At 71.2% G+C, this 16,733-nt stretch carries 11 protein-coding genes; 4 read left to right on the top strand and 7 right to left on the bottom strand.

Annotated elements, in window-relative coordinates:
- Positions 1–129: 129 nt before the first annotated feature.
- Positions 130–1,896 carry an NAD+ synthase gene (locus tag AC0Z36_RS03325; protein WP_485461122.1) on the bottom strand — a complete coding sequence of 589 codons (1,767 nt, stop codon included), beginning with the start codon at positions 1,894–1,896 and terminating at the stop codon, positions 130–132.
- Between the two features lie 204 nt (positions 1,897–2,100).
- On the bottom strand, positions 2,101–3,174 hold the full coding sequence (locus tag AC0Z36_RS03330; protein WP_485461123.1) for an alpha/beta hydrolase: 1,074 nt from the start codon (positions 3,172–3,174) through the stop codon (positions 2,101–2,103).
- Between the two features lie 448 nt (positions 3,175–3,622).
- On the opposite strand from AC0Z36_RS03330, the gene AC0Z36_RS03335 reads away from it, so the two are divergent.
- From AC0Z36_RS03335 to glnA, 3 genes are all read left to right on the top strand, one after another.
- On the top strand, positions 3,623–3,952 hold the full coding sequence (locus tag AC0Z36_RS03335) for an SAV_915 family protein (protein ID WP_485461124.1): 330 nt from the start codon (positions 3,623–3,625) through the stop codon (positions 3,950–3,952).
- A gap of 161 nt (positions 3,953–4,113) precedes the next feature.
- On the top strand, positions 4,114–5,526 hold the full coding sequence (gene lysA, locus AC0Z36_RS03340; protein ID WP_485461125.1) for a diaminopimelate decarboxylase: 1,413 nt from the start codon (positions 4,114–4,116) through the stop codon (positions 5,524–5,526).
- A gap of 267 nt (positions 5,527–5,793) precedes the next feature.
- On the top strand, positions 5,794–7,155 hold the full coding sequence (gene glnA, locus AC0Z36_RS03345) for a type I glutamate--ammonia ligase (protein WP_485461126.1): 1,362 nt from the start codon (positions 5,794–5,796) through the stop codon (positions 7,153–7,155).
- Positions 7,156–7,360: 205 nt separating this feature from the next.
- Here the strand turns inward: glnA and AC0Z36_RS03350 are convergent, their stop codons facing one another.
- A complete protein-coding gene (locus AC0Z36_RS03350) occupies positions 7,361–8,563 on the bottom strand; it encodes a threonine aldolase family protein (protein ID WP_485461127.1) in 1,203 nt (400 codons plus the stop codon).
- Between the two features lie 285 nt (positions 8,564–8,848).
- Positions 8,849–9,508 (bottom strand): TetR/AcrR family transcriptional regulator, encoded by a 660-nt coding sequence (locus AC0Z36_RS03355; RefSeq protein ID WP_485461128.1) that lies wholly within the window; start codon positions 9,506–9,508, stop codon positions 8,849–8,851.
- Between the two features lie 452 nt (positions 9,509–9,960).
- Here AC0Z36_RS03355 and AC0Z36_RS03360 point away from each other — a divergent pair, with 452 nt between their 5' ends.
- On the top strand, positions 9,961–12,987 hold the full coding sequence (locus AC0Z36_RS03360) for a bifunctional [glutamine synthetase] adenylyltransferase/[glutamine synthetase]-adenylyl-L-tyrosine phosphorylase (protein WP_485461178.1): 3,027 nt from the start codon (positions 9,961–9,963) through the stop codon (positions 12,985–12,987).
- Here AC0Z36_RS03360 and AC0Z36_RS03365 read toward each other — a convergent pair.
- The 3 genes from AC0Z36_RS03365 to AC0Z36_RS03375 form a co-directional block, all read right to left on the bottom strand.
- Complete coding sequence (locus AC0Z36_RS03365; RefSeq protein WP_485461129.1) at positions 12,960–13,928, bottom strand: phosphatase PAP2 family protein; 969 nt, start codon at positions 13,926–13,928, stop codon at positions 12,960–12,962. The two genes, AC0Z36_RS03360 and AC0Z36_RS03365, sit on opposite strands and share 28 nt — an antisense overlap.
- 294 nt (positions 13,929–14,222) lie before the next feature.
- Positions 14,223–15,863 (bottom strand): CocE/NonD family hydrolase, encoded by a 1,641-nt coding sequence (locus AC0Z36_RS03370; protein ID WP_485461130.1) that lies wholly within the window; start codon positions 15,861–15,863, stop codon positions 14,223–14,225.
- A 259-nt stretch (positions 15,864–16,122) separates the two neighbouring features.
- Positions 16,123–16,719, bottom strand: a complete 597-nt coding sequence (locus AC0Z36_RS03375) for a TetR/AcrR family transcriptional regulator (protein WP_485461131.1) — start codon at positions 16,717–16,719, stop codon at positions 16,123–16,125.
- Between the last annotated feature and the right edge of the window lie 14 nt (positions 16,720–16,733).

The raw sequence follows: 16,733 nt of genomic DNA on the forward strand, positions 1-16,733 counted from the left end.
GGACCTCCATGGTCTGACCTCGCGTCAGAACGGCCCGGATCGCACGGGAGGCTGCCCTCCTGTGCGGAAGGGCGACCCCTGGTGGCTATCAGTTCTCGTGAGTCAGTTTTCGTCAGCCGGCACTTGTTGTCAGTTCTTGTTTTCCCGCCACCGGTTCGTGATCGGCAGGCGCCGGTCCTTGCCGAAGCCCTTGATGGAGATCTTCGTGCCCGGCGGGTACTGCCGGCGCTTGTACTCGGCGGTGTCAGTGAGCTTCAGGATGCGGTCCACCAGCTCCGGGTCGTACCCGGACGCCACGATCGCGTCGCGGCCCATGTCACGCTCCACGTAGCCGTCGAGGATCTCGTCGAGGACCCCGTAGTCAGGCAGTGAGTCACTGTCCTGCTGGCCGGGGCGCAGCTCCGCGCTCGGCGGCTTGGTGATGGAGTTCTCCGGGATCGGCGCGGGCTCACCGCGCCGCAGGGCGTCCGCGTTGCGCCAGCGCGACAACTGCCACACGAGCGTCTTGGGGACGTCCTTGATCGGGGCGAAGGCGCCCACCGCGTCGCCGTACAACGTCGAGTAGCCGACGGCCAGTTCGGACTTGTTCCCGGTCGCCAGGACCAGATGGCCCTCCTGGTTGGAGACGGCCATCAGCGTGGTGCCCCGTACCCGCGCTTGGAGGTTCTCCTCGGCCAGGCCCGTGAGCTCCAGCGAACCCAGGAACGCCTCGACCATCGGCGCGATGGCCACGGTGCGGTAGTTCAGCCCGATCCGCTTCGCGGTGTCGGCGGCATCGTCCTTGGAATGCTCGGACGAGTAGACGCTCGGCATCGAGATGCCGTGCACGTTCTCAGCCCCGAGAGCGTCCGAGGCGATCACGGCGACCAGCGCCGAGTCGATACCGCCGGACAGGCCGAGCACCACGGACTTGAAGCCGTTCTTGCGTACGTAGTCACCCAGGCCCAGGACCAGTGCGCCGTAGATCTCCGCGTCGTTCGACAGGTGCGGGGCGATCGTGGACCCCACCGGCTCGTACGCCGGTACCGGCTCGGAACTGATCGTCGTCTGCCGGATCGTCATACCGTCCGCGACCACGTCGCCCGCGTTGTGCGCGCTGTCGTCGGTGGACGCCGCCGGCAGCTCCAGGTCGACGACGAGAAGCTCCTCGGTGAACTGCGCGGCACGGGCCACCAGGTTGCCCCCGGTGTCCACCACCATCGAGTCGCCGTCGAACACCAGATCGTCCTGGCCGCCCACCGCGTTGCAGTACGCCATCGCGCACCCGGACTCACGGGCCCGGCGCCGGACCAGTTCGAGGCGCGAGTCGTCCTTGTCCAGCTCGTACGGCGAGGCGTTGGGGGAGACCAGCAACCCCGCGCCCGCCGCCCGGACAGCGGCGACGGGACCGTCGTCCTGCCACAGGTCCTCGCAGATCACCACGGCCACGTCGACACCGTGCACCCGGACCACGGCCAGACTGTCGCCCGGTACGAAGTAGCGGAACTCGTCGAAGACGCCGTAGTTCGGCAGGTGGTGTTTGTTGTAACGGGCGTGGACCCGGCCCCCGTGGACGACGGCGGCGGCGTTGTACGGCGACCCCGCCGGGCGATTCTGGCGCGGCAGCGCCGTCCCGCAGCGGTCCAGGTACCCGATGACCGCGACGATTCCGCCCAGGCCCTCCTCGTCCAGCCGTACGGCTAGCTCGTCCAGCCGGGTACGGGACGCCTCGACGAACGAGCTGCGCAGGGCGAGGTCCTCCACCGGGTAGCCGGTGAGGACCATCTCCGGGAAGACGACAAGGTGCGCGCCGGCCTCCTGGGCCTTCCTGGTCCACGAGACGACCAGGTCGGCGTTGCCGTCGAGGTCTCCGACCACAGGGTTGATCTGGCTGAGGGCGATCCGGAGTTGAGTCACGTTTTCGACCCTACAACAGACTTGGCGTCACTATGACGAATAGTGGGGCTGAGTGGGGTACGTCTCAGGGGCCCGGGAGGCCCCGTGCAGCCCCGCACGGGGCGGCTGGTCAGCCCTTCAGCAGGGCGCGCGGCGCCGGGGGGAACCGATGATCGCGGACGGACGGCAGCCGGGGCCCCGTGCAGCCCCGCACGGGGCCACTGATCAGCCCTTCAGCAACGCGCGCACCGCGCCACCCACGACTGTCCCCCCGTCGCCGAGGTCGAACGGCAGATCGAAGTGGTTGCGCCCCGGGACGACCCCGTCGGTGACCGCCGTACCGTAGGACCGGGCCAGTGCGACGAACTCCCGGTGCTGCCGGTGGAACTCCCCGGTCTCATGCTCCCCGACGAACACCCCCAGGGGCGGCAGCGCCCGGTCCAGCAGCCGCTGCGGGCTCAACTCCCGTACATCTTCCCCAGTCAGCTCAAGCGGTTCGTCGACGTACGTCAGCCGGACGGGCTCCAGGTCGTACACACCGCTCAGCAGCACCGCGCCGCGCAGCACGGGGCTGCGACTGGAATCGGAGCCGGGGCCTGAACCGGAAACAGGATCTGAACCCGGGGCAGGATTTGAACTGAGGCCAGGGCCGGAGTCGGAGTCAGGGCCGGAGCCGGGTCCAGGGTCAGGGGCGTTGCCTGGCGTGAGCAGCGCCATCGCCGCCAGGTGCGCCCCGGCCGAGAAACCAGAGACGACGATGCGCGCCGGATCGACCCCCAGCAGCCCGGCATTGTCGACAAGGTGACGGACCGCCCGGCGGACCTGCCCGACCATGTCACCGAGCCGGTACGCGGGGGCCAGCCCGTATCCGACCGCCGCGTACGCGATCCCGTCCGCGACCAGACCCGGCGCGGGATACGCGGTGTCCTCTTTCGACAACTGCTGCCAGTAGCCGCCGTGGATGAAGACCACGAGTGGTGAACCGGCTCCGGGCCGCCCCGCACGGGGCGGTGCGGAACCAAGCGTCGCGCCTGTCGCCGCTCCGACCGCGGTTCCCCCCGCGGATGCGGCTGCGGCTCCGGCTGTAGTTCCGGCTGTGGTTCCGGCCGCCGGGAAGAAGTCCAGTCTCTCGACCGGGTCCGGACCGTACGTCAGTTCCTGCCACTCCAGCTCCGCGCGGGCCCGTGCGCTGCGCCCGGTGTACGCGTCGAGGAACGGACCGATGTCCGGTACGCACGAACTGGGCGAGTACTCGCGGTCCAGCCCGGCCTGGTCGAAGTCCCGGTAAACAGGGCTCACCGCTCCGCCTCCTCTACGTCGTACGGGTAAGGGCACGGGGCCTGCGGCCGTCCGTTGTCCGTCGTCCGTCGTCCGCAGCATATTGATCCCGCCCACGTGCGGAAACCAGCGGCCCGGGTGGCCCCGTGCGAGCTGGCACGGGGTCACCCGGGACTGCGTAACCCCGTGTCGGCCCGGCGCCCGGCCGCACCCGCTTCCGGGCCGGCCCTCGCAGCCCCGTGCCGCCCCGTGCTGCCCCGCACGGGCCCACGTGAGGCCCGCACGGAGCCGTTCGGCCCACTCCTCCCGTCACGAACCCGTCAACACCGCCCCGCCCCTGATCAATGCGGCGTCAGGGCGGCCCGCCACCCGACCGGACCGGGCATAACGTCGAAATCAACCCGCTGTCGTCCGGACGACAGCGGGCACCTTGAACGCACCGTGCGGACAACGAGGAGACCCGAAGGCCATGGCAGACAGCGACCAACCCCACCAGCTGCTGTACACACCCGTCGGCGGTACCGGCGCGGGGCTCGCCCTGCGGCTGTTCCGCGACCGCGACGGCACCCGCTGCGCTGTGGCCTTCAGCTCGCCCGGCGCCCTCGCCGGTGTCCTGGGCAGCCGGCAGCGCTGGATCCCGCTGGCCGAACCGGCGCTGCGCTGCCTCACCCGGCCGCTCGGCGTCGACAACCTGGTCCTCGACCCGGGGATGGTGGCCCCGCCGGTCAGCCCCAGGCCGACCCCGCTGTTCGACGCGGCGGCGCGCCCGGCGGTGCCGCACCTGCCCGCGGTGTCCTGACGGCGCAACGCGTCCCGAAGCCACGACGGGTCCTGGAACCACGACGGGGCCTGGAACCACGACGGGTCCCGAAGCCACGACGGGGCCTGGAACCACGACGACAACACGGCCGCCGCCCGCCTGCACTCCGTACATCCCTCACGTTCTTCCAAAGGAAGACCATGCCCGCACTGCGCACCACCGCCCCGCCCTCGACCGCCATCGCTCCGGCCTCCATCGGCCCGAGTGCGACAGCCCCGAGTGCCACCGGACCGATCGAGGCCACCCCGGCCCGGACCACCCCGCTGGGCGCACCCTGGCCCGCGGCCGCCGGTCGCAGCGCGGACGACATCCACGTCGGTGGAGTCCCGCTCAGCCGCCTAGCGGCCCGCTACGGCACCCCGTTGTACGTCCTGGACGAGCAGGACGTCCGGGACAGGTGCCGCGCCTACCGGCGGGCGCTCCCGGAGGCGGACGTGATGTACGCGGCGAAGGCGTTCCTCAACGGCGCGATGGCCGAATGGGTCCGGGAGGAGGGCCTCGGCCTGGACGTCTGTTCCGGCAACGAGCTGAACCTGGCGGTGGCGGCCGGGTTCCCGCCCTCCCTGATGGTGCTGCACGGCAACGCCAAGAGCCCGGTGGAACTACAGGACGCGGTACGTATGCGCGTCGGCCGGATCGTGGTGGACTCCGCCTCGGAGATCACCCGGCTGGCCGCGCTGGCCGATCCGGAGCACCCGCAGGGCGTCATGGTGCGGGTGGTGCCCGGGGTCGCGGCGGGGCATCACGCTGCCGTCCGGACAGGTGTCGAAGGGCAGAAGTTCGGCTTCGCCGTGTCCACGGGGGAAGCGGCGGAGGCCGTCGGCCGGGTCCTGGCGGCCGGGCCCCGGTTGCGCCTCCTGGGCTTGCACTGCCATCTGGGCTCCCAGATCAGCGACGTGGCGCCCTACCTGACAGCCGTCGACCGCTTGGTGGACCTGCTGGCCGGGATCGCGGAAAGGTACGGCGTCGAACTGCCCGAACTGGACCTCGGCGGCGGCCACGCGGTTCCGTACCGGGCCGGTGAACCGGCCTTTGACCTGGCCGGATTCGCCCGTCAGGTGCCGCAGCGGCTTGCGGAGGCCTGCGCCCGGCACGGCATCGCGGTGCCCCGGATCGTCGTCGAACCGGGCCGGGCGGTCGTGGGCCCAGCCGCGGTGGTCGTCTACCGCGTACTCGCGGTGAAACGCGCGGGACGCCTCACCGTCGCGGTCGACGGCGGCATGAGCGACAACCCCCGCCCCGCGCTGTACGACGCGCGGTACACCGCCGCGCTCGTCGGCCGCCGCCCGGCGGCCCCCACTACGGATGCGACGGTCGTGGGCCGCCACTGTGAAGCCGGGGACGTCCTGGTCCGCGACGCGGAGTTGCCGGCCGACGTACGCCCGGGGGACCTGGTCGCGGTGGCGACGGCGGGGGCCTACCAGTTGTCCATGGCCTCGGGCTACAACCTCGTGGGCCGCCCCGCACTGGTGGCGGTGCGCGACGGTGCCGCCCGGATGCTGACCCGCCGCGAGACCCTCGATGACTTCCTGCGCCGCGACGTCGGACGCTGACCGGCCCAGACCAGACCGGCCCAGACCAGACCGGCCCAGACCAGACCGGCCCCGTGCAGCCCCGCACGGGGCCAGTCCAGGGCCGGGGCAGGACTGGGGCAGCACCGGGGCCGTGCGTGGGCCGTGCCAGTGAGCGGGCCGGACACAGCGCCGCGCACAACACGCGGAACCCGCCCGGATCAGCCGCAGTCCACAACGGGCCGGAGTTCGCGACTCGGACCCGGCCCCCGTAACGCGTTCGCAACCAAGGCACGCCAGACTAGGCGCATGGACAAGCAGCAGGAATTCGTATTGAGGACGCTCGAAGAGCGCGATGTGCGCTTCGTGCGCCTGTGGTTCACCGACGTCCTCGGCTTCCTGAAGTCGGTCGCGGTCGCCCCCGCCGAGCTTGAACAGGCCTTCTCCGAGGGCCTGGGCTTCGACGGCTCGGCGATCGAGGGCTTCGCCCGCGTGCACGAGTCCGACATGCTCGCCAAGCCGGACCCTGCGACCTTCCAGATACTGCCGTGGCGCGCGGAGGCACCCGGCACCGCGCGGATGTTCTGCGACATCCTCACGCCGGACGGCTCGCCGTCCTACGCCGACCCGCGTTACGTGCTCAAGCGGACCCTGGCCAAGGCGGCTGACCGGGGCTTCACCTTCTACACCCACCCCGAGATCGAGTTCTTCCTGCTGAAGGACCGCCCGACCGACGGCACGCCGCCGGAACCGGTGGACCACTCGGGCTACTTCGACCACACTCCGCAGCGCTCGGGCCACGACTTCCGCCGCCAGGCGATCACCATGCTCGAGAACATGGGTATCTCGGTGGAGTTCTCGCACCACGAGGGCGCCCCGGGCCAGCAGGAGATCGACCTGCGGTACGCGGACGCGCTCAGCACCGCGGACAACATCATGACGTTCCGTCTGGTGGTCAAGGAGGTCGCACTGGAGCAGGGCGTGAACGCCACGTTCATGCCCAAGCCGTTCAGCCAGCACCCCGGCTCGGGCATGCACACCCACCTGTCCCTGTTCGAGGGTGACCGCAACGCGTTCTACGAGGCCGGTGCCGAGTACCAGCTGTCGAAGGTCGGCCGTTCGTTCATCGCGGGCCTCCTGCGGCACGCCGCGGAGATGTCGGCGATCACGAACCAGTGGGTCAACTCGTACAAGCGCATCTGGGGCGCGTCGTCCCGGACGGCCGGCATGGGCGGTGAGGCCCCCTCGTACATCTGCTGGGGCCACAACAATCGATCCGCGCTGGTGCGGGTGCCGATGTACAAGCCGACCAAGGGCCAGTCGACCCGGGTCGAGGTGCGCCAGCTCGACTCGGCGTGCAACCCGTACCTCGCCTTCGCCGTCCTGCTCGGGGCCGGCATGAAGGGCATCGAGGAGGGCTACGAACTGCCCCCGGGCGCCGAGGACGACGTGTGGGCGCTGTCCGACGCGGAGCGCAGGGCGATGGGCATCGAGCCGATGCCGCAGAACCTCGCCGAGGCGATCGGTCTGATGGAGCGCAGCGAGCTGATGGCCGAGATCCTCGGCGAGCACGTCTTCGACTACTTCCTGCGCAACAAGCGCCAGGAGTGGGAGGAGTACCGCCAGCAGGTGACTCCGTTCGAGCTGAGCAAGTACCTGCCGGTGCTGTAGGCGCGACACAGAAGACACGGCACAGCGAACAGCCTTGTGAAATGGCCCCGTGCCAGTGGGAATCCACTGGCACGGGGCCATTTTCAACCAACCAACCAAACAGCCAATCAATCAATCAATCAATCAACCAAACAGTCAAACAGTCGACCGATCAATCGGGCGTACGGATTTCCCCCGGCCGGACGGCGGCATCAGCAGAGCGAGGTCAGGCCTTCCCCGCTGCCCTGACCTCCGCCACCAGACCCGTGAACTCCCCGACCGCCGCACGGACGTCCCCCGCCGTCCACTCCAGCGCCGACGCCCCCACTGTCACCTCGGTCATCGACATCCCCGGCGGTCCCGCCGCACCCCACCTGCGGAACAGGGTGGTCCGGGTCTTCTCCGCCAGCCGCACCCCGGCTTCGTCGAGCACCTCGGACGGGTACGGCAGCCACACCTGGAACTGATGCGTGTGCGGCACCTCCGGGTTCACCGTGAACCACGGCACCCCGGCCTCCGTGAAGCCCGCCCGCAAGGCGTCCGCGACAGCCTTGGCGTGGGCGACGTACGCGGGCAGCCGGGGCAGCTCCCGGTCCAGCCCGGCCAGCGCGGACAACGCCGCGGGCCACTGCTGGAACAGCATCCCGCCGTAGCGGTGCCGCCAGACCTTCGCCTCCTCGACGAAGTGCTCCGAACCCGCCAGCGCGGCACCGGAGATCCCGCCCAGCGACTTGTAGAAGGACACGTACACACTGTCCGCGAGGGAGGCGATCTCCGGCAGCGTACGGCCGAAGTGCGGCGCGCACTCCCACAGTCGCGCACCGTCGAAGTGCACCACCGCGTCCCGCTCCCGGGCCGCCGTGACCACGTCCGTCAGCTCCTCCCACGACGGGAGGACGAACCCGGCGTCCCGCAGCGGGAGTTCGAGGGCGAGCGTGCCGAAGGGCTCAGCCAGGTCGCGCACCTCGGCGGCCGTCGGCAGCCGCGGCTCATCCGTCGGGTGCACCATGCGCAGGCCGCTCACCACCGCGTACGCGTCCCGCTCGTGCACCTCCAGGTGCGACAGCGGGTGTCCGGCGACCGTGGTGCCGCCGGTACGCCCGGCCCAGCAGCGCAGCGCCACCTGCTGCGCCATTGTGCCGGTGGGGAAGAACGCCGCGGCCTCGGCGCCCAGGAGTGCGGCGGTCCGCCGCTCCAGCTCGCCGACGACACCGTCGCCGTAGCAGTCCGCCCAGTCGCCGAGGTCGTACACACCGGGTGACCCGGCCGTCAGCCGGGCCAGTTGCTCACCGATCGTCGCGCCGAACGCGCCGGTCGAGAGGGTCCGTTCGGATCCGTGCCACGCGGCCAGCCGCCTGGCACGCCCGCTGTCCGGGTTGTCGTCGGTCCGGCCCACTCCGGCCTCTCCGGGATCTGTCTGATTCGCCATCCGCCGATCATGCCCCACCGGAAACCGGGCGGCGAACGGTGTCCGCGCCCCGCCTCCCGGCCCCGTGCCGGGCAGGAAACCGCAGGCACGGGGCCCCGGACGGGGCAGTCGGCAACCCCGCGCGGGACAGCGGCGACCGTGGTGCGATCCGTACGAAACGACTTTGAAGGGACCGGCCCCGGGCAGGACCGGACCCTTCAGGTGCCACCACGGAACTGATTCAGGCGGGAACCTGACGAACCATCACGCACGCCGTCTCACGGACGGTGCCTCACGCACGCCGTCTCACGGACTCTCTCTGGACATCGGCGGCGTCATCATGTCCATGACGTACTGCATGAACACGTTCTGCTCCTCACCCGACGGCAGCAACTGCGGTGCCCCGTGCCGGACCAGGGCGATGCCGACGACCATCATCCAGGCGGCCAGGGCCTGCTGTCTGGCCTGCACGGGCGCCATGCCCTGCTCCTCGTTCATCCGGGCGCCGAAGTCGATCCGCTCCCGGGTGACCCGCTCCAGGAACGGGCCGACCACCGGGTGTTGCGCGTTGAGCAGCAGTGTGGTGGTGATGTCGGCGCTCGCCGGGGACTTGAACGCGAACTCGGTGATCCACCGGCCCCGGGCCACCGGGTCGGGGATCTCCTGGGCCTTCGCCATGAACTGTCCGGACTCGGCGAGCCACAGTTCCAGGGCGGCCTGGATGAGGGCGTCCCGGTCCTTGAAGTGCCAGTAGAAACTGCCCTTTGTAGTGCCGAGGCGTTCAGCCAGGGGTTCGACGGCGACGCCGACGAGCCCCTTGGCACGCATCGCCTCCAGGGCCGCTTCGGCCCAGTCGTCCCGGGAGAGCGTACGGCGGCCCGCCCGGGTGGGGCGGTCGGCCCCGGTGCCGGTGTCCGGGGTGGACGGGGTGCCGTCCGGGGAAGTTGAGGGAACTCCATTGCGCATGTGACCTACGCTAACGTAGGGTCACGTTCCGTACGGTGGCGTATGGCTAAATTGGTGTGCGGAACATTCCTTCGGGCCGTGGGACGGACGGCCCCGGGGACCCGGCACCACACGGCACCGTGACGCGATGCCGGTGCGGCCTCTGCGGCCGGGGGGCTCGGGAGTCGCACCGGTATTGCCGTCCCGCGCGCTGGAACACGCACCTGCCAGTGCGCACAAGTGTTTGGCACGGGGCGGCCGGCGGCTAGTCTCGGCACGTGAGTTCCGGGACACCGCAGACACCGAGTACACCCCAGCCGCCTGGTACACCGCAGACGCCGAGTACACCCCCGCCGCCTGGTACACCACAGACACCCAGCACACCGCAGACCTCCAGCACACCGCAGACCTCCAGCACACCGCAGACCCCCAGCACACCGCAGACCCCCAGGCGACCGCCGACACCCGGAGACCTGTTCGTCCCGGGCGCCGGCGACACCGCCAGGCTGGCCCGCCTCGGTTTCACCGACTCGGCCACCGCCGCCGCCAGACTCCGCGACCCCGCGTTCGACGGGGCCGCCGCGGACTCGGTGCTCCTCGAAGCCCTCGCCGCCACCGCCGACCCCGACCTGGCGCTGCTCGGCCTGCTGCGCCTGGCCGAGGCCGCGCCCGACCGCGCCGTACTGCTGAACACGCTCACCTCGGCCAAACCACTGCGCGACCGGCTCCTGGGTGTCCTCGGCGTCAGCGCCGCACTGGGCGACCACCTGGCCAGGCACCCCGCCGACTGGCACATCCTGGTCACTTACGAAGTCGCCGACACCCACCCGGACACGGCCTACTTCCGGCGCGTACTCGACCAGGCACTCGACGGACTCACCGGCGAACCCGCCCGCAACGCCCTGCGCACGGCCTACCGGCGCTGCCTCCTGGCCATCGCGGCCCGCGACATCTGCGGCACCAGCGACGTCGTCCAGGTCTCCCGCGAGATCGCCGACCTGGCCGGGGCCACCCTCGACGCGGCCCTCGGCTTCATCACCCGCGAACAGCCCGAGGACGCCGCACGCAGCCGTCTCGCGGTGATCGGCATGGGCAAGTGCGGCGGACGCGAACTCAACTACATCTCCGACGTCGACGTCGTCTTCGTCGCCGAACCCGCGCCCGGGGCCGATGAAGACGAGGCCGTACGGTCCGCCACCAAGCTGGCCGCCGCACTCATGCGCGCCTGCTCGGACACCACAGTCGAAGGCGCCATCTGGCCAGTCGACGCCAACCTGCGCCCCGAGGGCCGCAACGGGCCCCTCGTACGGACCCTCCCCAGCCACGTCGCCTACTACGAACGGTGGGCGAAGACCTGGGAGTTCCAGGCGCTGCTCAAAGCCCGCCCCGTCGCCGGCGACCGCGACCTCGGCAACCGCTACGTCGGCCAGCTGTCACCGATGGTGTGGTCCGCCGCCGCCCGCGACAACTTCGTCAGCGACGTCCAGGCCATGCGCCGCCGTGTGGTCGAATCCATCCCGCACGCCGAAGTCGACCGCGAGCTCAAACTCGGCCCCGGCGGCCTGCGCGACATCGAATTCGCCGTCCAGCTGCTCCAGCTCGTGCACGGCCGCACCGACCCCACCCTGCGCACGTCCTCCACCTGGGACGCCCTGGCCGCACTGTCCGCCGGCGGCTACATCGGCCGCGGTGACGGGGAATCACTCGACACGGCGTACCGCTTCCTGCGCAGCCTCGAACACCGCGTCCAGCTCTACCGCCTGCGCCGCACCCACCTGCTGCCCCGCGACCCCGCCGACCTGCGCCGACTGGGCCGCTCACTCGGCCTGCGCACCGACCCGGTCGGCGAACTCGAAGCAGCCTGGAAGCGCACCTCCACCGGCGTCCGCCGCCTGCACGAAAAGCTCTTCTACCGGCCGCTCCTGGACGCCGTCGCCCGCCTCGCACCCGACCAGGTGCGCCTCACCCCGGAAGCCGCCGGCTCCCGGCTCAAAGCCCTCGGCTACGCGGACCCGGCCGGGGCCCTGCGGCACCTCCAGGCACTCACCACGGGGGTCAGCCGCCGCGCCGCCATCCAGCGCACCCTCCTGCCGGTGATGCTCGGCTGGTTCGCCGACTCCGCGAACCCGGACGCCGGACTCCTGGCCTTCCGTCAGGTCTCCGACGCGCTGGGCACCACCCACTGGTACCTCCGGCTGCTCCGCGACTCGGGCGCGGGCACCAGCGGAGCCGCCGCCGAGGACATGGCCCGGGTACTGGCCTCCGGGCGGCTCGCCGTCGACCTGCTGCTGCGCGCACCCGAGGCCACCGCGATGCTCGGCGACGCCGACGGCCTCGTGCCGCGCACCCGGGTCGCCCTGGAGCGGGAGGTCCAGGCCAGCACCGGGCGGGCCGCCGAGACCACCGGGGCCGTCCAGACCGCACGCAGCATCCGCCGCCGGGAGATGTTCCGGATCGCCGCCGCCGACGTCCTGGGCCGGCTTGAAGTCGACCAGGTGGGCACCGCCCTGAGCGACGTCACCGCAGCCACCCTCGGCGGGGCGCTCCGGGCCGCCGTGGACGGGGAGGAGCGGGCCAGGGGCGGACGGCTGCCGACCCGGATCGCGGTCATCGCGATGGGCCGCTTCGGCGGCCGGGAGACCGGCTACGGCTCCGACGCCGACGTGCTGTTCGTCCACGACCCCCTCCCCGGCACCGACGAGCAGGTCGCAGCCAAGGCCGCCACCGCGGTCGCGTACGAGGTCAAACGACTGCTCCAGCTCCCCGGCACCGACCCGCCGCTCCTGGTCGACGCCGACCTGCGCCCGGAGGGCAAGCAGGGGCCGCTGGTGCGCTCACTGGTCGCCTACCAGGCCTACTACGCCCGCTGGTCCAAGCTGTGGGAGGCCCAGGCACTGCTCCGGGCCGGCCCTGTGGCGGGCGACCCGGACCTGGGGGAGCGGTTCATCGCGATGATCGATCCGCTGCGCTACCCGGCCGGGGGCCTGACCGAGGACCAGGTACGGGAGATCCGCCGCATGAAGGCCCGCATCGAGACCGAGCGACTGCCGCGCGGGGCCGACCCGACCACGCACACCAAGTTCGGCCGCGGCGGGCTCGCCGACGTCGAATGGGCCGCCCAGCTGCTGCAACTGCGGCACGCCCACGAGGTCCCCGGGCTCCGTACGACGGGCACCCGGCAGACCCTACGGGCGGCGGCCGGGGCCGGGCTCCTGGACCCCGCCGACGCCAAGGTCCTGGACGACGCGTGGGTCGAGGCCACCCGGGTCCGCAACGCGGTGATGCTCGTCCGGGGTCGCGCCGCGGACAGCTTCCCCGCCGACGCGCGCGAGCTGGCGGGGGTGGCCAGACTCCTGGGCTACCGGCCGGAGGCGGTGCACGTCCACGGATACCAGGAGGGCGGCACCGGCACCGTCGTCGAGGACTACCGGCGGATCACCCGGCACGCCCGTGCGGTCGTCCTGCGGGTGTTCTACGGCGAGGACGAGGAGACGGGCTGAGCTTCCTGCGGCGCGGGTCCCACGGGTCCCACGGGTCCCACGGGTCCGGCCGCCGGCCCGCCCGCCCGCGGGTCACCCGCCGGATAGCGGGTGAAACTGCGCGCGGCGCGACCGCTGAGGAGCCTTTGTACGGCGAACCCGAACGCCAGTGCGAGCAGCCCGCCGACGGCGTCCAGGACGAAGTGGTTGCCGGTGGCCACGATCACGACGAGCGTGCACACCGGGTAGACCAGGCCGGCGGCGCGGGCCCACGTGTTCCCGGCAAGCAGGAAGATGGTCGCCCCGCACCACGTGGACCAGCCGATGTGCATCGACGGCATCGCCGCGTACTGGTTCGACACCTGCTTCAGGTCGCCCGACGCCAGCGAACCCCATGTGTGGTGCACCAGGACCGTGTCGATGTAGTCACCGCCCGGCAACAGCCGGGGCGGGGCCAGGGCGTAGAAGAAGAACCCCACCAGGGCGATGCCCGTGGTGACGAACAGGACGGTCCGGAAGGCCCGGTAGCGGCCCGGGTGCCAGCGGTACATCCACACCAGCACACCGATGGTGATGACGAAGTGCAGCGTGGCGTAGTAGTAGTTCATGCCGACGATCAGCCACGTCACACTGTCGACCGCGTGGTTGACCGCGTGCTCGACGTCGATGCGCAGGAAGCGCTCCATGTCGAGGATCTGGTGCGCGTGCCGCATCGCCTGTGATTCGTGGTCCGGGACCGCGTTGCGGATCTGCCCGTAGACGATGTAACTGATCGCGATCAGGGCGATCTCGATGATCAGCCGGGGGCGGCGCGGTGTCGCCAGGTGGCGCCGGACCCGGGCGGGGACAGACCTCAGAGCGGACGCTCCCGACCGTCCGTGGACGGCGGATTCCCCCGTCACCGACTGTGACGGGTGCGGCCTGAGTTCTTCGGTCGACTCGCGGGTCGGGACAGCCCCCATGGCCCCAGTCTGCCAGAGGGGGCCCCGGCGCCGATCACCGCACGGGACGCCGCCGTACGGGTCCGCGGGCCCGTCGCACTTGTGCTCGACTGGCGAAACGTGCCTGCAATCCCTGTCCGCCATTCACTCGTCCGGCGCAGTCCGGACGGGCGCCGGGGCCCCGTGCCCGCAGGCACGGGGCCACCGGCGGGTCCCCGGAGGATCCACGACAGAGCCACGACAGAGCCACGACAGAGCCACGACAGAGCCACGACAGAGGCCCTGGCGAGCCGTACCGGACCAGGCCCGGAAACCTCAGCGCAGCGGCACCGACACCCATGAAGGGTCACCCTGCGGCGACCCGAAGGTGATCCGTGCCCCGTCCGGGTTGTGCTCCGTGTACATCGGGTCCGCGGCGTCGGCGACCAGCGCGATCCGGTGCCCGGCGGGGACGTCGTACGAGGTGGCGAACAGGTCCACGTCGGCGGTGAACGGCTGCCCCGGGGTCTTCCCGGCGAAGCTGTACGGGGCGTGCGAGATCAGTCGTCCGACACCCAGCGCGTCGACGTCGTACAAGTAGGTGAAGAAGGTCCCATCCGCCTGGCCCGGGGTCACCTGGGTGTGAAGCTTGGCGGTCCCGCGCACCTGGCGGGCCTGCGGCTGCCGGCCCGTCATCCACACTGCGCCGGTGCTGCGCGACACCAGCGGCAGCGAGGCCAGCGGCGGCACCCTGAGGAACTGCTCGACCAGGTTGTTGAGGAACGGCGTCCCGGCGTCCGCGCCGGAGTTCCAGCCGGTGCCGATCGTGGTGGACCAGCCCGCGGGGTCGTTCGGCGCGAGGCCGCCGGTGCCGAGCCAGTCCTTGCGGCCGAGCTGCAACTTCATCGACGAACCGGTGACGTCCGACCAGTCCTTGTAACCCTCGTACACACCGCTCACCCGGGTCTGCAGCTTCACCGGCTGCTCACGCTCGACGCCGTTGTCGGTGCCCTTCAGGTAGTGGTCCAGCCACTTGCCCGCGCTGTCCCACACGTCGTTGGGGATGCCGGCCAGGCCCAGGCCCTCGGCGGTGGCGTGGTCGCCCGGGCGGAGCTCAAGCCGCTTGGGGCCGGTCAGCTTCCCGTAGAAGTCGATGAGCTGGTTCGGCCCGAAGATGCTGTCGCCCCAGGCGTTCGCCAGCAGGACGGCCGTACCGTTCCTGTTGATCTGGTCGACGTAGGTGACGGCCGAGCGCTGCTTGCCCCAGGCGATCAACTGGTCGATGTTCCGGCCTGCGGCGAAGTCGTCGAGGATCCGCTTCATCTCCGCGCTGGGCCGCCCGGTCAGCTGGGCCAGCAGGTTGAGTATGCCCACCGCCGAGCTGTGCTGGGTGTCCCCGGAGTACAGCGAGCCCACCATGTCGGCCCAGCCACTCATCGCCGCGACCGCCTTGATCCGCGGATCGCGTCCGGCGGCCAGCAGGCCGAGGCCTGCCCCGTACGAGATCCCGGCCAGGCCGACCCTGTCCTTGTCGGCCGGGGCGTTGGCCAGCGCCCAGTCGATCACCTTGGACACATCGGCCTGGTCGTCGGGTCCGGCGGTGCCGATCTCCCCACCGGACAACCAGAAGCCGCGCGGGGTGTACTCCACGACGGTGTAACCGGCGTCGGCCAGCTTCTTCGCCGGGACGATGTACTCGATCTGCGGCATCGACCAGCTGGCCGGCAGCACGATCAGCGGTGCGGGGTGCGCGGCGTCCGCACCGGCCGGGGTGAAGATGTTGGCCCGGAGCTTGACTCCGTCGGCCACCTGGATGTCGGTGAACCGGAAGGACGGGGCGGCTGCGGACTGGGCTGCCGCGGCCGGAGCCGCAGCGGCGGCGGCGGCGGCCGGGATGGCGACGGTCGGTCCGATGAGTGCGGCGGTCAGCGCGAACCCGACGAGTGCGCGTCTGGGGCGGGAAGCTGTGGAGGGCATGACAGCAGGACTCCTTGGTGCGGAGGAGTGCGGGGTGGGTGCGGTGACGCCCAAGCAACTGGACGGTAACTTGGGTGACTGGACGGTAACTTCTCCAGCCTCAGAAGTTAACAACGGCTAGGGTCACGAACCGGTAACGCTGATTTCCGGCAATTGGCGGCCGGTCAGTCGCCCGGCCGGTCGGCCACCCGCCGTCCGGTCAGCCACCTGGCCGCTCCACCCGACGGGCAGACAGACAGGCAGGCAGGCCGACAGGCCGTCACGCCGCCAGCGCCCGCATCAGCAGATCCGCGAACGCGTCCCCCACCGCGCGCGGCGTCAGCGCGCCCGCCGGGTCGTACCAGCTGTCCAGATGGTGGACCCCGCCGAAGTAGTTGTGCACCGCCAGGTCCGCCGACACGTCCGTGCGGAACACCCCGGCCTTCTGCCCTTCTTCGATCAGGCTCCGGAACCGCTCGTGGTACCGCCGCCGTTCGGCCCGCACCTCCGCCTGCTTCTCCGCCCCGAGCAGGTGCGCGGAGCGGAAGAACACCACCGCGTCGTGCTGGTTCTGCAAGGTCGTCACCACCACGTCCGCGGCGGCCTCCCGCAGCCGCGCGTCCACCGGGCCCTCCAGCGCGGCGACCGCCTCCAGGCGCTCAGTCTGCATGGCCAGCATCCGGTGGTAGATCTCGTACAGCAGATCGTCCTTGGACGCGAAGTAGTGGTAAAGGCCGCCCTTGGTGACCCCGGCGGCGTCCACGATCTGCTGCACCGACGTGCCCGCGAAGCCGCGTTCGGCGAATAGCCGGGACGCCGTGGCCAGCAGACGCTGGGGCAGCGACTCGTCCGGCTCCCCGCGGGGGCGTCTGGCCAATGAGTCCTCCGTAC

The organism is Kitasatospora sp. UYEF31, from assembly GCF_057291755.1.

Coding starts and splice junctions, on each gene's coding strand:
- lysA (WP_485461125.1), top strand. CDS start 4,114: ATGCCCGCACTGCGCACCACCGCCCCGCCCTCGACCGCCATCGCTCCG.
- AC0Z36_RS03335 (WP_485461124.1), top strand. CDS start 3,623: ATGGCAGACAGCGACCAACCCCACCAGCTGCTGTACACACCCGTCGGC.
- AC0Z36_RS03365 (WP_485461129.1), bottom strand. CDS start 13,928: ATGGGGGCTGTCCCGACCCGCGAGTCGACCGAAGAACTCAGGCCGCAC.
- AC0Z36_RS03350 (WP_485461127.1), bottom strand. CDS start 8,563: ATGGCGAATCAGACAGATCCCGGAGAGGCCGGAGTGGGCCGGACCGAC.
- AC0Z36_RS03355 (WP_485461128.1), bottom strand. CDS start 9,508: ATGCGCAATGGAGTTCCCTCAACTTCCCCGGACGGCACCCCGTCCACC.
- glnA (WP_485461126.1), top strand. CDS start 5,794: ATGGACAAGCAGCAGGAATTCGTATTGAGGACGCTCGAAGAGCGCGAT.
- AC0Z36_RS03370 (WP_485461130.1), bottom strand. CDS start 15,863: ATGCCCTCCACAGCTTCCCGCCCCAGACGCGCACTCGTCGGGTTCGCG.